General features: G+C 47.7%; 13 protein-coding genes. 8 read left to right on the top strand and 5 right to left on the bottom strand.

Annotated features, from left to right (window positions below; all coding sequences use genetic code 11):
* Positions 1-111: 111 nt before the first annotated feature.
* A complete protein-coding gene (locus EQU24_RS06160; protein ID WP_017840326.1) occupies positions 112-1020 on the top strand; it encodes an NAD(P)-dependent methylenetetrahydromethanopterin dehydrogenase in 909 nt (302 codons plus the stop codon).
* A 24-nt stretch (positions 1021-1044) separates the two neighbouring features.
* Positions 1045-1941, top strand: a complete 897-nt coding sequence (locus EQU24_RS06155; protein WP_017840327.1) for an NAD(P)-dependent methylenetetrahydromethanopterin dehydrogenase — start codon at positions 1045-1047, stop codon at positions 1939-1941.
* A 199-nt stretch (positions 1942-2140) separates the two neighbouring features.
* On the opposite strand, the gene EQU24_RS06150 is transcribed toward EQU24_RS06155, so the two are convergent.
* Together EQU24_RS06150 and EQU24_RS23240 are read right to left on the bottom strand one after the other, a co-directional pair.
* Positions 2141-2782 carry a response regulator gene (locus tag EQU24_RS06150; protein ID WP_017840328.1) on the bottom strand — a complete coding sequence of 214 codons (642 nt, stop codon included), beginning with the start codon at positions 2780-2782 and terminating at the stop codon, positions 2141-2143.
* A 473-nt stretch (positions 2783-3255) separates the two neighbouring features.
* The gene (locus tag EQU24_RS23240; RefSeq protein WP_017840329.1) at positions 3256-3378 is read right to left on the bottom strand and encodes a hypothetical protein; all 123 of its coding nucleotides are present in this window, start codon (positions 3376-3378) and stop codon (positions 3256-3258) included.
* A gap of 509 nt (positions 3379-3887) precedes the next feature.
* Between EQU24_RS23240 and EQU24_RS06140 the strand changes: the two genes are divergently transcribed.
* The 3 genes from EQU24_RS06140 to EQU24_RS06130 all read left to right on the top strand — a co-directional run bounded on the left by EQU24_RS06140 (position 3888) and on the right by EQU24_RS06130 (position 7065).
* A complete protein-coding gene (locus tag EQU24_RS06140; protein ID WP_017840330.1) occupies positions 3888-4715 on the top strand; it encodes a motility protein A in 828 nt (275 codons plus the stop codon).
* Positions 4708-5589, top strand: coding sequence for an OmpA/MotB family protein (locus tag EQU24_RS06135; RefSeq protein WP_017840331.1), 882 nt, complete (start codon positions 4708-4710; stop codon positions 5587-5589). The genes EQU24_RS06140 and EQU24_RS06135 overlap by 8 nt, the downstream gene beginning before the upstream one ends.
* 240 nt (positions 5590-5829) lie before the next feature.
* A complete protein-coding gene (locus EQU24_RS06130; RefSeq protein WP_017840332.1) occupies positions 5830-7065 on the top strand; it encodes a hypothetical protein in 1236 nt (411 codons plus the stop codon).
* A gap of 314 nt (positions 7066-7379) precedes the next feature.
* Here EQU24_RS06130 and EQU24_RS06125 read toward each other — a convergent pair whose 3' ends face one another.
* From EQU24_RS06125 to purE, 3 genes are all read right to left on the bottom strand, one after another.
* A complete protein-coding gene (locus EQU24_RS06125; protein WP_017840333.1) occupies positions 7380-8135 on the bottom strand; it encodes a proteasome-type protease in 756 nt (251 codons plus the stop codon).
* Between the two features lie 82 nt (positions 8136-8217).
* Positions 8218-9312 carry a 5-(carboxyamino)imidazole ribonucleotide synthase gene (locus EQU24_RS06120; RefSeq protein WP_017840334.1) on the bottom strand — a complete coding sequence of 365 codons (1095 nt, stop codon included), beginning with the start codon at positions 9310-9312 and terminating at the stop codon, positions 8218-8220.
* On the bottom strand, positions 9312-9806 hold the full coding sequence (purE, locus tag EQU24_RS06115; RefSeq protein WP_017840335.1) for a 5-(carboxyamino)imidazole ribonucleotide mutase: 495 nt from the start codon (positions 9804-9806) through the stop codon (positions 9312-9314). The genes EQU24_RS06120 and purE overlap by 1 nt, the downstream gene beginning before the upstream one ends.
* Before the next feature lie 980 nt (positions 9807-10786).
* Here purE and edd point away from each other — a divergent pair.
* The 3 genes from edd (at position 10787) to gltA (ending at position 14859) form a co-directional block, all read left to right on the top strand.
* Positions 10787-12607 (top strand): phosphogluconate dehydratase, encoded by a 1821-nt coding sequence (edd, locus tag EQU24_RS06110; protein WP_017840337.1) that lies wholly within the window; start codon positions 10787-10789, stop codon positions 12605-12607.
* A gap of 64 nt (positions 12608-12671) precedes the next feature.
* The gene (locus EQU24_RS06105) at positions 12672-13322 is read left to right on the top strand and encodes a bifunctional 4-hydroxy-2-oxoglutarate aldolase/2-dehydro-3-deoxy-phosphogluconate aldolase (RefSeq protein ID WP_017840338.1); all 651 of its coding nucleotides are present in this window, start codon (positions 12672-12674) and stop codon (positions 13320-13322) included.
* A gap of 238 nt (positions 13323-13560) precedes the next feature.
* Complete coding sequence (gene gltA / locus EQU24_RS06100) at positions 13561-14859, top strand: citrate synthase (protein ID WP_017840339.1); 1299 nt, start codon at positions 13561-13563, stop codon at positions 14857-14859.
* Positions 14860-15596 lie beyond the last annotated feature (737 nt).

Below are 15596 nucleotides of genomic sequence, written 5' to 3'. Positions count from 1 at the left end.
TGCTGTTAAATGCTCGCTAGCAATTCAACACTCACAAAAAGCGCTAGGCATTTTTAAATTACTTTAATTTCTTTTATACTGAGGTGCTAAATTTTAAGGAGGGGGGAACCCGTGGAAAAACCATTTATTTTACATATGCTCACAACCGCTAAAAACCTAAGCCCGTTCGACGTCAACATGGCGCTCGATGCGGGTTGGGTTTCGGCAATACCCTATATCAATGTAGAACCCAGCGAAGTACGCGGCTTAGTGCAAGATGCTATTTTTTCACGCAGTCCTAAAAGCTTGAAAAAAACCGGAATTTTTATCGGCGGCAGGGATACCAAACAAGCGCTCGACATGCTTAAAACCGCCAAAAACTCGATGGTCCCGCCTTTTGAAGTCTCCGTTTTCGCCGACCCAAGCGGCGCATTTACGACGGCAGCCGGCATGGTCGCGGCAGTCGAACACGAATTGCAAAAAACCTTCAACACTACTCTTGAAGGCAAAAACGTGCTTGCCTTGGGCGGTACCGGACCGGTGGGACAAGCAGCCGCCGTTATCGCCGCTCAGGCCGGCGCAAACGTAAGAATCATCGGACGCCAACTCGATAAAGCCGAGCGCATTGCCGAGCTTTGCAGCAATGAATTCGGCGAAGGTACTATCCAAATCATGGCCGGCGCGGATGCGGACAAAGCCGAATTCATGAAAACTGCCGATGTCGTCTTCGCGACAGGTGCTGCCGGCATCGAACTCTTAAGTGCCGAGCTGATCGCTTCGGCGCCGCAATTAAAAGTCGCGGCCGATGTCAACGCCGTTCCGCCATCAGGAATCGCCGGACTCGACGCATTCCATAACGGTGCGCCTCTGCCCGGATCGAAAAGCGGCGCAGTCGGCATTGGCGCACTGGCTATCGGCAATGTGAAATACCAAGCACAAAACAAACTGCTCAAGATCATGATCGACGCCGAAAAACCGGTCTACTTGCATTTTACCCATGCATTCGAAGTTGCCCGGGACTTCATCAAAGCCAACGCTTAACGACTTAAATTAAGAGGAAATTCAATGGAGAAGCGCAGTATCCTGCATATGCTGGACCCGATGCCCAATAACAGCCCTTTCGATGTCAATATGGCTTTGGACGCGGGATTCGATGTTTTAATACCTTACAGCAATGTCAAACTGGACGGCGTTCACGGATTGACGCAAGATGCCGTTTTCTCCAGGGGGCCCGCCGGTGTGAAACGCACCGGTTTGTTTATCGGAGGAAGGGATATCGGCTTGGCGATAGACATGCTGAACGCCGCGGAACAAGCGATGGTGCCGCCGTTTGAAATCTCGGTATTCGCCGATCCCAGCGGCGCATTCACAACCGCTGCAGCATTAGTCGGCTGCGTCGAAAAAGAACTGAAAACCAAGCATAACCTTGACTTGAAAAACGCCAAAGCACTGGTGTTCGGCGGCACCGGTCCGGTCGGCATAGCCACAGGCGTCATCGCTTCGCTGGAAGGTGCCGAAACAATTTTGATAGATCATCTTTCAGCCGAAACCGCCAACGATTTGGCCAAAGAATATAATAGACGCTTCAAATCTAATCTAAAAGGTGCCAGCGCTTCGTCTGACGAACAAAAAGCCGAACTGATCGCCGATGCCGATATCATTTTCTGTACCGCGAAAGCCGGAATACAAGTCATCAACGGCAAAGTACTGAGCCATGCCAAAGCACTTAAAGTGGCCGGCGATGTCAATGCAGTCCCTCCGGCCGGTATCGAAGGCATAAAATTAAACGATTTCGGCCAACCCATAGCACATGCGCCAAACGCGGTCGGTATCGGCGCGTTAGCCGTAGGTAACGTCAAATATCAACTACAACATCTACTGCTCGCATCAATGCTGACAACTGATAAACCATTATTTCTAGATTTCAGAAATGCTTTTGCTAAAGCCAGGGAAATTTTATAAACAACCTTTGTAACTATTCAGCGCATGCGGTAGGTTGGTGTCAGGCATTGATTTCTAAAGACGCGTGAATACATCCCTGTAAGCTCTGACTGCAACGTCCTGTTGCAGACAGCCTTATAAATCAATGCCTGACACCTTCTCATACATAACTTAGGCTGAATAATTACCAACCTTTCTCTAGCCCATGATTCCGTATCGCTCAAATCGATGCGGAATCGATATAATCGAATTTGATGGCGAGCCGCGTTAATTCGACATCGTTCTTCACTTTTAATTTATCGTAAAGCCGATAGCGATAAGTGTTAATCGTTTTATCGCTAAGCGTCAGCATACCCGACATTTCTTTTATCGTTTTGCCTTGCAAGATTAATGAGACTACTTCCGACTCCCTTTGGGAGAGCTTTGAGAAAGGAGAATCATTACCGGGCAACTTCATGAATGCTAAATTGTTGGCTACCTCCGCGCACAAATAACGCTGCCCGGCCATAATTTTTCGAATCGCGGCGACCATTTCATCGACCGGCGAACTTTTGGAAATAAAGCCTAACACCCCCATTTTCAAAAGCTGCAACGGTATCGGTCCATCATTACAAACAGAGAGCACAATAATCTTCATGTCCGGATTATCCTGCAGAATTCGCCGACAAGCTTCAACGCCGCCAATACCGGGCATGCTAATATCCATGACCACCACATCGGGATGCAGTGTTGTTACCGCCTCGACGCTCTCTTCACCGGTTTTTGCCACCGCCACAACCTGAATATCACCGGCTTTATTTAAAAGCGCTTCAACTCCGGAACGAACAATTTCATGATCATCAACAAGCAAAACTTTTATCATATTAATAATTCGTTAAAAGGTAATTGTTCAGTCCCCTGCATTTAAAACAAGCAGGAACTTTCTCCCCACTTTGAAAAAGAGAAATTGAGGGGCTGAATACTTACGTTAAAAGCAATATAAAATCAATAGGATCGAAACCCTGATTTTACCTTGGCTCGTTCGATAGACATGTAAAAAAAATCTCCGATTTCTTTTTACTCTAGTGTGCCAAAATCGATATTATATTTCAATTCATATGACAATTGTCTTTACTGATTGCTTGGATAATCCACCTCACCTAATCTAAAGGAATATTTCCTAACCAAGCGCTGCCAAAATTTCATAACTTAATGAACGAGTGTTTGTATACCCGTCGTAGATCAAAACTCGGCGCCGGGGTGTCCGCCAAAGGACGCCGTGAATACGTCCATGTAGGCTCTATGCCAGCTCCATGCTGGTAAAGCCTTTGCGAGCAGCAATTCCCAATTTGGAAATCAACAAGGGCGAGAAGCGTGCTTGGCGAGGATATCGGCAGCAGGGCAGATTTTTGCTCCTGCAAAATCTGCATTCACGCCATCCTTGGCGCTTGCAGATTTTTGCTCCTGCAAAATCTGCATTCACGCCATCCTTGGCGCTCGAGCTGCCGCCAAGCCCCCATGGATGGGTTTACGGCGTTCCTCGACAGGCATACCCCACACCCTAAAATCGGCGAAACTGCTCAAACTGGGAATTGCTGCTTTGCGAGCGCCATGGATGGCGTGAATGTCGATTTTGCATTACGCCACGGATGGCGTGTATTTAGGGCAATGCAGGGCAGAAAAATGCTCCTGCATTTTCTGCATTCATTACATCCATGTAACTCAGCAATTGCCGAGGAGCAAAAATCGACCTAACACCCCGGCGCCTCCTCGGGCACTGCCGAAATTTGAAGTGCGAAAGGTATAATTATTCAGCATAAGCACTTGTTCGTAAATAACTTACCTATTTTATGAAGGGCGTTGATTTATAATCAATACTGAAGCCAATCCGACCAGAAACGCTAAATAGCTTCGAATGTTTAATTCAACATTTCGCAAAGTCCCTTTTTTCTTTAAACCATTTGCATAGCATTGCCTAGAATAAGCCGATGAAAAAAAGCAACTTGCTAAACCACACTTTTCAGAATACTAAAAAGAAACTAAATTACTCGACTGCTCTAGGCTTTTTATGCGGCATAGTGCTGTGCTTATTTATCGGTCTTTATGCAGCCAATGATTTCAATTCATTCATGAATTGGACCGGACTCTTTATTGTCGTTGTCGGCACGATTGCTTCGGTACTGTTGAGCTACCCCTTAAGAGATATCATTAATGGATTAAAATCGGTCAAACTGATTTTTCTTTATGAAAGCCTAAACCCTCAACATGAGGCCGATGAAATCATCAATGTTTCGAAAATGTGGTTCACTCGAAACTTCATGGCCATTGAAAATATTATCGATACGATCAATAACCCTTATCTAAAAACAGGCTTTCAATTGGTTGTCGATCAAACGCCTGTCGATGATATTTTATCGCTATTGAAATGGCGGATCGCTAGACTAAAAGCCAAGGAAAAAGCCGAAGCCAATATTTTCCACAGCATGGCAGCCTTTGCACCGGCCTTCGGCATGCTGGGCACGTTGATCGGCTTGATTAACATGCTGCAAATCATCGACATGAGGGATATTGGCGCTATTACCTTCAACATGGGGGTTTCTCTAATCACGACATTTTACGGTTTGATACTAGCCAATCTCGTTTTTACCCCGATCGCAATCAAACTAGAAAGACGCACCGAACATCGCGTCATGATTATGAGCATGGTCATGGAGGGCATCACCTTAATCGCCGACAATCGCAACCCTTCTTTTGTAAGAGAAACGCTTAAATCATTTATTGCTCATTATGACAATGAACTGAAAATCGATGAATAAAGACCCATTTTTCAAGCTACAGTCTTCGCAAACATTTGAAGAATTGATGGAAGACAGCCATAAGCCGGGAAATCAAAACTGGCTCATCAGTTATCTCGATGTATTCGTATTGATTCTAATGTTTATCATTACGCTCATAGCGCTCAGCGATTTTTCTATCGAAACCGAACCCAAGACATTGATCGCTACTCCGCAACCGATTAAAAAACCTAAACCGGCCTTACCTAAAGCCGAACGGATCATCGAAGAACCGCCTCCGACTATCGAAACAAAGCCTGAGCCGTCTGCCGCCGCACCATTCATAGGGCCTCCCAAACCCCCGATTGAAAAACCGGAGGAACCGATTGTTAGTGACAAAATAACGCCCGACATTGAACCGGAAGAAACTTTTTTAATACCCGCTCCGGAAACAACGCCACAGGAAACACTGCAATCAAAATTATCGGAAAAACTCGAACAAATGGGCTTGGATAAGTCGGTAGCGATCAAGATAACGGAGGATTATGCACAACTGGAAATCCAAGACAATATTTTATTCGAGTCGTCGCAAGCCAACCTGACCGACCCGGGCAAACATTTACTCGACGATCTAGTGCCTCTGTTACAACAGGCTGTCGGATTGATTTTCATCGAAGGTCATACCGATAATCGTCCGATCAGAACCGTTCAATTTCCGTCAAACTGGGAATTAGGCGCCGCTAGAGCCACAAGTGTTTTACATTACTTGACGACACAAGGCCTCGAGAGCACTCGAATGCGCGCAGTGACTTACGCAGACACGCAACCGATTGCCGACAACGACACCCCTGAAGGCCGAGAAATGAATCGACGCGTGAATATTTTGATTAAGGTTAAGGAACAAACCTCTCCATGATTTTATCAAAGCTTTGCTATTACGAACCCTGAAACATAAGGATTTGGTTATAAATATACCCATCGCAGATCAAAATTCGGCACCGGGGTGATCATCAAAGGACGCTGTGAAGGCGCCCTGTCAAGCGAGTTACCGAACCCGCTAGAAAGCTCATGATTTCAGGAATTTATTTGTCACGAAACCCTAAGTCTCTTGGATTCAAAATTTTAGGACAAGCGATTGAAAGACCTCATGTGCTTCATGATTAAACTGCCGAATTTAAGAATTATGGGGCTCATTCTGCTGACCGCCATGCACCTACAAGCATCGGCGCAAGAGCCAACGTTTAGCGGCCTTTTCAAAAACCGCTTCTTCACGCTTTCCCAAGACTCCGAATTATTATGCACCACAAGCGAATCCGGCTATTTGCCGATCGAGCGACTTAATGAAATCATTCATCATTACGAAAACGATAATCCAGGACTCCGGCAAGCGGCAGTCGCTTTCCTAACCCGCCACACCCACCCCGATCACCTCGACGACCTAAAGCAAATCAAGAAACATTGCCGTAATCAAAACCAAGACGAGTTATGTATTCTCGAAGGTTATTGGGACGACAGAGAAAACGCGCTTCGCGTTTTAGCACTGTTTTACGACACCAAAACCGCGATCAAGCATAGCAACCACTACCGCCTGCCGCGTTTTGAAACCGATCATTTATATGCATTTGAAAAAGGCCTAAGAAAGATTCCGCCGTTCATGCGCGACTTCATCGTCAAAGCCAAGCCAATCAGGGATCTCGATAAGGTATTCGTAAGCGCTAAAATCCCGGAAAAAACGCAGCGATTGATCCTTGATGCATTGCCGGGCGACACCGAAAGCCAAGTTTGGGCCGACGACACACACCCCATGACCATCATTCCCGGCGTCGGCTTTTTAAACCAAGTCGTCGCCCAGGTATACAGCGGCAGCAATCGCATTGTTTTTACGATCAAGAATTTCGATAAAGCCAAAGAGGGTCATTTTTATAAAGATATCGGGTTGAAATATCTGGTCGATTTCAGAATCCCGTTGATCGTGCATGAACTAGCCCATGTGATCGACAACTTTCATTTTTGGAATGGGCATGAGTCGCTATATTTTTTCTTTTGGTATCGCAAACTTTCAACCGATATCGTCTATATGCATATGATCAAGGATGCTGATTTGGCGTTATGGCCATCCCGCTGGTTCGACGCCTTTGAATTTCTTTGGGAAGTCAATGACGGTCGTTATAACGGCAAAATCAATGAAAAACTGGCAGAACTGCTTAGTCAGTATATTTTGATTCCGCAGCGATTGAAAAGCGAATCGCCGGAAGCCTATGCTTGGCTACAAAAAGAGATATTTAAAGGCATCGAATACAGCGGTTATGAAAACTGTCAAAATCCGATCGTACGCGAATTAAACTGGTGGGAAGCGGCGGTAGCAAGACCCTTAGGAAGGCGGTGGCGATAAACTCCCTTGAGAGGACGGTTGGCACAACCTGGCTCTGAGCGTTTCGTCCGAGGTCAAAGGAAGCCGAGACATTTGAGGCAAACCGAAAGGTTAGGGACGGGTAAAATACCCCGTCCCGCAGAAAGATTGCTCCCACATAGCATCCGCCGCTCTCTGTGGGAGCGACGCCTTCGTCGCGACTTCGAAGCCGGGTACGTTAAGTAACAATAAAGGGTATCGAGGTCACATTCGCTAATATGGCAAGACGGTATTTACCACTTATGAATAATGGCGACCGCTGGAGCATGGGAACGATAAAGGGGAATAATTACGACTCAAAGATCGGGCTCCAATGGCTTAGCGTACTGCGACATTAACGGCGGCAACTTCGCGAAGGCCTCACGCAACGTACTTTCCCAACTTTTTCTTAGATTAACCATATAAGGGTTTTCGGCCTCGAAACAATAATACTCATCCAGACGGAAACTATCCTTACGATAAATCAACATTTCGACCGGCGGTCCGACGCTAGCATTACTGCGTATCGTCGAATCCATCGAAACCAAGCAGCAGCGCGCGGCTTCGTCCAATGGGGTATCGAGCTTCAAAAAACGATCCAACACCGGCTTACCGTATTTAATTTCGCCGATTTGCAGGAACGGTGTATGCGGAGAAGTCGTAATGCTATTGCCTTCGGCATAGACCATATAAGCTCCCGGCGGCTCATTGCCGATTTGACCCGCAATAATAAACGTGGCGGACGGATTGAACGCCGATTGCCCTTCGGTATCGAGATGCTGCTTTTGTTTCTCGAGACTGACCTGTCCGAGGTAATTAGCCGCATCCGACAAATAGTCAACCGAATTGATATTAATCTTCGCATCCTTGAGCTTATCGCGCTTCAACTGCTCTAAAACGGCTTGCGTCGTTGCCAAATTGCCCGCACTCAACAGAACGATTTTGCGATCGGCATTCGTCTCGAACGCGTGCATTTTCCCATAAGTGCTGACATTATCGATCCCGGCATTGGTCCTTGAATCGGACACTAAAACGAGACCTTCATTGAGTGAAGCGGCGATACAGTAAGTCATAATCAAGATCTGAAAAAATAATCCGGTCAGTCTATCCTATAAATAAGGACGGGGTCCAGAAACGGATACCGGAAGCCTGCTTTCAAGAATCGTCGGTCTGCTCGGCCAGCTTTGCCAACGCAGCTATCCGCCCGGATAAAGCCTCCGGAGTATCCGATCTGACTGTGGCATGAGCGACTTTACGGCCTTTTCTTGGCGTCTTGTTATACAAATGCATATGAACTTCGGACAGAGCCAACACTTCTTTCAGGTTCGGCACGCCGCCGATAAAATTTTGCATCGCGGCAAAACCCCGTGTCTTGGTGTTGCCCAAAGGCTGATCGAGTATCGCGCGCAAATGGTTTTCAAATTGGCTGGTTTCGGAGCCTTCAATCGTCCAATGACCCGAGTTGTGCACGCGCGGAGCAAACTCATTAGCGACTAGATGCCCGTCGAGATCGAACAACTCTAACGCAAGTACGCCAACATAATCCAATGCCTCCAGCAACCTTGCAATCATCGATTCCGCTTGCGACTGCAACGGATCGTTATCGCTACTCTTGGCCAAGCGAAGAATACCTCCTCGATGCTGATTTTCCGATAATGGATAATAAACGATAGCTCCTGAAATATTGCGCGCTGCTATGATAGAAACCTCACGGCGAAACGGCACGAAACCTTCGACAATGACCGGCGAACCCTCCAGTTCCCGCCAAGCTTCCTGTAAATCGGCCGCGGAACGGGAAATGGCTTGGCCTTTCCCGTCATAGCCAAGTCTTCGGGTTTTCAAAATCGCCGGCCAACCAATTTCCGGCATAACTTCCTGCAGGCGTTCGAAACTATCGACAGCATAATAAGGCGCGGTCGGAATACCAAGCTCTCGAAAAAAATTCTTTTCGGTCAAGCGGTCCTGGCCTACCGCCAAAGCCTTAGCCGATGGATAAACAGGCGTTTTTTCAGCGATAAAATCGATAATTTCGACCGGAACGTTTTCGAATTCGTAAGTGACCACATCGCAACGTTCGGCCATTTGCGCCAACAGAGCACGATCCGTATAGTCACCTTGCAAATGCTCGCCTAATTCGCTCGCACAAGCCTCGTCCGCCGGATCAAAGAACATGAACTGCAAGCCTAAGGGTTTCCCTGCCAATGCCAACATTCTTGCCAATTGCCCGCCGCCCAAGATACCAATCATCATTATTTAACACTCCTCGGATCGGCATTCGCCAATACAGTATCAGTCTGTTGCTGTCTAAATAGCTGTAAAACTTCCCGGTATTCCGGATATTTATTACCGACTATTGCCGCTGCTAGCAAAGCCGCATTAATCGCTCCCGCCTTACCGATAGCTAGTGTTCCGACCGGAATACCGGCCGGCATTTGCACAATCGACAATAAAGAATCCATGCCGTTGAGCGCTTTGGATTGGATCGGCACGCCCAATACCGGAACCGCCGTTTTTGCCGCGACCATACCCGGTAAATGCGCAGCGCCGCCGGCACCGGCGATGATCACCTCCAAACCTCTGCTTTCCGCCGCATCGGCATAAGCAAATAATTTATCCGGCGTTCGATGCGCGGAAACGACTTCAACTTCATGAGCAATGCCGAATTGCTCAAGCTTTTCGGCCGCAAACCGCATCGTCTCCCAATCGGAAGTCGACCCCATAATGATTCCAACTAAAACAGTCATTTATGATTTCCTCTAAGCGCCATTTCCGATACCGGATCAACAAAGGCCGGCAATTGTACCCGACATCGATAAAGTTTAAAATCTGTCATTCACGCAAACTCAATTCACCCTCCCCCGTCTACCGTTTAGCAACGCCCGCTCCTCAGGCACGCACGATTGGACGATTTTTTGCAGCAATTCCCAATTTGGAAATCAACAAGGGCGAGAAGCGTGCTTGGCGAGGATATCGGCAGCAGGGCAGATTTTTGCTCCATGCAAAATCTGCATTCACGCCATCCTTGGCGTTCGATCTGCCCCCCCATGGATCACTGCCATTAAGTTAAGCCGTTCGTGGTGAGCCTGTCGAACCATGGACGGCTTAACTTATCGACCCAGGATTTTTCCATTCACCCTTCGACAGACTCAGGGCGAACGGAAAAATCCTTAACTTAATGGCAGTGCCCCATGGATGGGTTCACAGGGTTCCTCGACAGGCATACCCCACACCCTAAAATCGGCGAAACTGCTCAAACTGGGAATTGCTGAAATCCGCCGGTAAATGCACAAACTGGTAATTGCTGCGATTTTTGGCTATTTTGGTGCAAGAACCGGTTTAGATGTATAATTGCTGCTTAAATTCGCCCTTCCAATGACTCGAATACTAGCGAATGCGAAATAATAATACATATATAACAAATATTTATAAACAAATGACCTAACGGCCTAATATTTGCTTAAGGTGATTGAACAATAGCCAAATCGCTCAATCGTCTTCCGCTAAATAACACTTTTACCTTATCGCCTATGCAATCGCAAAAAACTTTAAAACAACGCAGCTTCGTCTTATCCGGCTCATTCATCGACGCCTGCCGAGCCGACGCCCCCTCCAAAACCAGATAACTTAACGGCAACCACCTCTCGAGCGTAGCGAGAAAGGCTCTTTAATTTATCGTTCAGGTTATTTGCGATAAATACGCGACATCCACTAGAAGGAAGACTTCATGCACCCCATTCTTAATTCAGTTACCGAAGAAATTATTGAACGCAGCCGTGAAAGCCGCGCCCTATACTTGGCTAGAATCGATTCGGCGGTTAAAAAAGGCCCTCATCGCTCGGCGCTCGGCTGCGGCAATCTTGCGCATGGCTTCGCCGCTTGCGCTGCTTCGGAAAAAGCAGACCTAGCGGGAGACCAAAAAGCCAATGTCGCAATTGTTTCCGCTTATAACGACATGCTCTCGGCTCACGAGCCCTATAAAGATTTCCCCAATTTAATCAAGGCCGCGGCGAAAGAAGCCGGCGGCATCGCCCAATTCGCCGGCGGCGTTCCGGCAATGTGCGACGGTGTCACGCAAGGACAACCCGGCATGGAACTATCCCTGTTCAGCCGCGACGTGATAGCGATGTCGACCGCGATCAGCTTGAGCCACGACATGTTCGATGCCGCTCTATATTTGGGAGTTTGCGATAAAATCGTACCCGGCTTATTAATGGGTGCATTGAGCTTCGGTCATTTGCCTGCCGTATTCGTGCCGGCCGGCCCGATGACCAGCGGTATTACCAACAAAGAAAAAGCGCGCACTCGCCAACAATATGCCGAAGGCAAAATCGGGCGCAAGGAACTGCTTGAATCCGAATCGAAAGCCTACCACGGCCCCGGCACTTGTACTTTTTACGGTACCGCGAACAGCAACCAAATGATGGTTGAAATCATGGGACTTCATCTGCCCGGAAGTTCGTTCATTAATCCCTATACGCCGCTACGCGACGAACTGACTAAAGCGGCTACTAAGCAGGTACTGAAATTCACGGCACTGGGCAACGATTTCCGCCCTATAGGCCATGTCATCGACGAAAAAGCCATCGTCAATGCCATCGTCGGTCTTCTCGCAACCGGCGGCTCTACGAACCACACGATGCATTTAGTAGCAATCGCACGCACAGCAGGCATCGTGATCAATTGGGATGATTTCGATAATCTATCGAAAGTTGTGCCGTTAATCGCCAAAATCTATCCGAACGGCCCCGCCGACGTGAATCATTTCCAGGCCGCCGGCGGTATGGGTGTGTTGATCGGTGAGTTATTACGTAATGGCTTGCTGCACGAAGACATCATCACTGTCGCCGACAAACAGGGTATGCAAAACTACACGCAGGAACCCAAACTCATCGACGGCCAATTGACTTGGGAACCTTGCCCGGCTACCTCACTTGACCCCGAAGTATTGTGTACTGTCGAAAAACCTTTTGCCAAGAGCGGTGGCTTACATGTCATGCACGGCAATTTGGGACGCGGCATATCGAAAGTTTCCGCCGTTAAAGAAGAACATCAAATCGTAGAAGCGCCGGCCGTTGTCTTCGATGATCAAGATGATTTAATGGCAGCCTTCAAGCGCGGCGAGCTGGAAAAGGATTTTATTGCGGTCATACGATTCCAAGGACCGAAATCCAACGGCATGCCGGAACTGCATAAACTAACCCCGCCACTGGGTTTATTACAAGACAAAGGGTTCAAAGTTGCGCTGGTAACAGATGGGCGCATGTCCGGCGCATCAGGCAAAGTCCCCTCGGCGATTCATATGTGCCCGGAATGCGCGGATGGCGGACCACTGGCAAAAGTACGCAATGGTGATATGATTCGTCTAAATGCACAAACCGGCGAAATCAATGTATTGATCGATAATACCGAATTCAATGCCCGCCGCCCGGCCGCAAATCATGCCAAAGATCATCATCACGGCATGGGCCGCGAATTGTTCGCAGGCTTTCGCCTAAACGCCTCCTCCGCGGAAACCGGGGCAACCAACGTCTTCATCAACGACTAACGGCCAGGCCACTTGAACGGAAAAAGCAAAGCGCAAAATCATAGCTAACGGAAAACCACTTAAAATGACACAAAACAATTGGAAACTTCAACCCTCCTCGGTGCTGAACGCCGGCCCTGTCATGCCTGTCATGGTCATCAAAAATCTCGAGGACGCCGTGCCTTTGGCGCAAGCATTGACCGAGGGCGGCATCAAAGTCCTCGAGATCACGTTACGCACACCGGTTGCGCTCGATGCCATTAAGCTTATCAGTGAACAAGTCAAGGATGCCATTGTTGGCGTAGGCACAGTAACCTCTCCGGAGCAATTGCAGGCTGCCGAAAAAGCCGGTGCCGTATTTGCGATCAGCCCTGGCCTGACACCGACATTACTGAAAGCTGCGACAAATAGCAATATCGCGCTCATCCCAGGAATATCAACGATCTCCGAACTGATGTTAGGCATGGAATACGGCCTGGATCACTTTAAGTTTTTTCCTGCCGCTGCAGCCGGCGGCGTCAATATGCTGAAAGGTATTGCCGGTCCCATTCCTTCAGCTACATTTTGTCCGACCGGAGGAATATCCGCCAGTAACTATAACGATTATCTAAACTTACCGAATGTTGCGTGTGTTGGCGGCTCCTGGTTAGCCCCGGATGATGCTGTCGCCGCCAAGGACTGGCTCAGAATTACCGAATTAGCTAAAACCGCAATTATGAATGCCGTAAAGAAATAACGCTCTGTCAGCGCCTATTTATTTTTTAGCATGTCGCTTGTATGCAGCTCGCTGAAATACTGAAACTGATTACACAGCTTATGCAATCAGTACTTTGAATTCCGACATTGAAAAAAATACGTAAAGCCTTACGCTTGTGCCGTTGCATTAAAGTTATTGATAACAGAACGCCCGCGCGTTATTGGGTATAAATTTAACAGGCCGGGATATCACGAATACTTAACAGAAGGGTAATACCATGACTAACCACAACCAAGTAACGATACGGAATGAGGACGATCGGATTTCATGCGAACTACCTGTCCTTCAAGGGACTATCGGTCCCGATGTGATCGATATCCGAACGCTCTACCGTGATACCGGCGCATTTACATACGACCCGGGCTTTACATCCACCGCCAGCTGTAGTTCTAGAATCACATTCATCGACGGCGACAAGGGAATCCTTCTTTATCGAGGTTATCCGATTGAACAACTGGCTGAAAAATGCGATTTCATGGAGGTGTGCTACTTATTACTGCATGATGAATTGCCGAATGGCCGGCAAATGCAAGAGTTTGTCAATGACATCACTTATCACACAATGGTTCACGATCAACTGACCGGCTTTTATAAAGGATTCCGCCGCGACGCCCACCCCATGGCAACCTTGGTTGCCGTGGTCGGCGCCCTATCCGCTTTTTACCATCATGAACTCGACATCCGGTGTCCGATAGACCGAAATTTATCTGCTATCCGCCTGATTGCCAAGATGCCGACAATCGTTGCAATGAGCCACAAATATAGCATCGGCATGCCATTCATGTACCCGCAAAACAAATTGGGTTATGTCGAAAATTTCATGTATATGATGCATGCGACACCTTGCGAAGACTATGTACAAAACCCGGTTTTAGTCAGAGCAATGGACAGAATTTTGATTCTGCATGCCGATCATGAACAAAATGCATCAACCTCCACGGTCAGACTGGCCGGCTCTTCCGGCGCCAACCCTTATGCTTGTATCACCTCCGGCATTGCTTGCCTTTGGGGCGCCGCTCACGGAGGCGCTAACGAAGCGGTACTCAGAATGCTGCTCGAAATCGGCGATGTCTCAAAAATCGGCGAGTTCATCAACAAAGCCAAGGATAAAAACGATCCGTTTAGATTAATGGGTTTCGGACATCGTGTTTATAAAAACTACGACCCGCGAGCCAAACTAATGCGAGAAACCTGCCATGAAGTACTAACCGAACTAGGACTCCATGATGACCCGTTATTCAAACTGGCGCTTGAATTGGAACGCATCGCCCTAGAAGACGATTACTTCATCGAGAAAAAACTTTATCCGAATGTCGATTTTTATTCCGGTATCGTAATGCGCGCACTGGGCATCCCAACCGTAATGTTTACTGCGATTTTCGCGATGGCCCGCTCAATAGGCTGGATTGCTCACTGGGATGAAATGATTTCCGACGAAGAACAAAAAATCGGTCGACCGCGTCAGCTATATAAAGGTCACACGCTACGCGATGTCGTTTCAATCAGCGCACGTTAATGTAGGACGGGTAGAGCGGAGCGAAACCCATCATGGAAGTAGCTATTCAGACTTCTGCATTTAAAACAAGTTGGAACTTTGCATCCCCCTTTGAAAAGGGGGGGATTGAGGGGGATTTATTTAAATAATCTCCCCTAACCCCTTTTCTCTGCGGGACAGGGTTGCAAACCCCGCCCTGCCAAATTGTAATAAATCGCGGGCTTACTTAATGGCTGCGTTACCATTACCGTCCCTTCGCTCAAATAAAGCGATGGGTTTACGCTTCGCTGCTACCCATCCTACGGCGCTAAGGCGCAAAATACTGGAACGTCGGTGTCGTAGCACCCGAAACGGGGATTGGCAGGCGAAAGTTTGTTTAAACCCTGAGAAACAGACCGATAATGCGGTGAAAAATACCGACACTACCGTTCTTTTTAAATTATGCGACAACTACGTTGACATTTACCGCCCAAGAAGGTGTGCATCGCGCAGCTTTTCATTGCATCGAATCCAACGAAACGAACCAAAATCATGCGCGGTGCGCACCCTACGATAAAATTATGAAGGCACGCCGTCACCGAAATTTGGTTAGCAATCGGTATAATAACTACCAAAAACATCACCGGTCGATTCATAACAACTTAGACAAACATGCGAATAACAAGACAAGCGGCCCTTGACCGTTATAAAATTCGCGTTCTAATCGTTACTAACGACAAATGACCAACAAACTAACAGCGATTTTCAGGCAGACAAAC

It is taken from the genome of Methylotuvimicrobium buryatense, assembly GCF_005931095.1.
GTDB classification, from domain to species: Bacteria; Pseudomonadota; Gammaproteobacteria; order Methylococcales; family Methylomonadaceae; genus Methylotuvimicrobium; species Methylotuvimicrobium buryatense.
The sequence above is the reverse complement of the archived record's forward strand: the minus strand, read 5'-3'. Positions and strand labels throughout refer to the sequence as shown.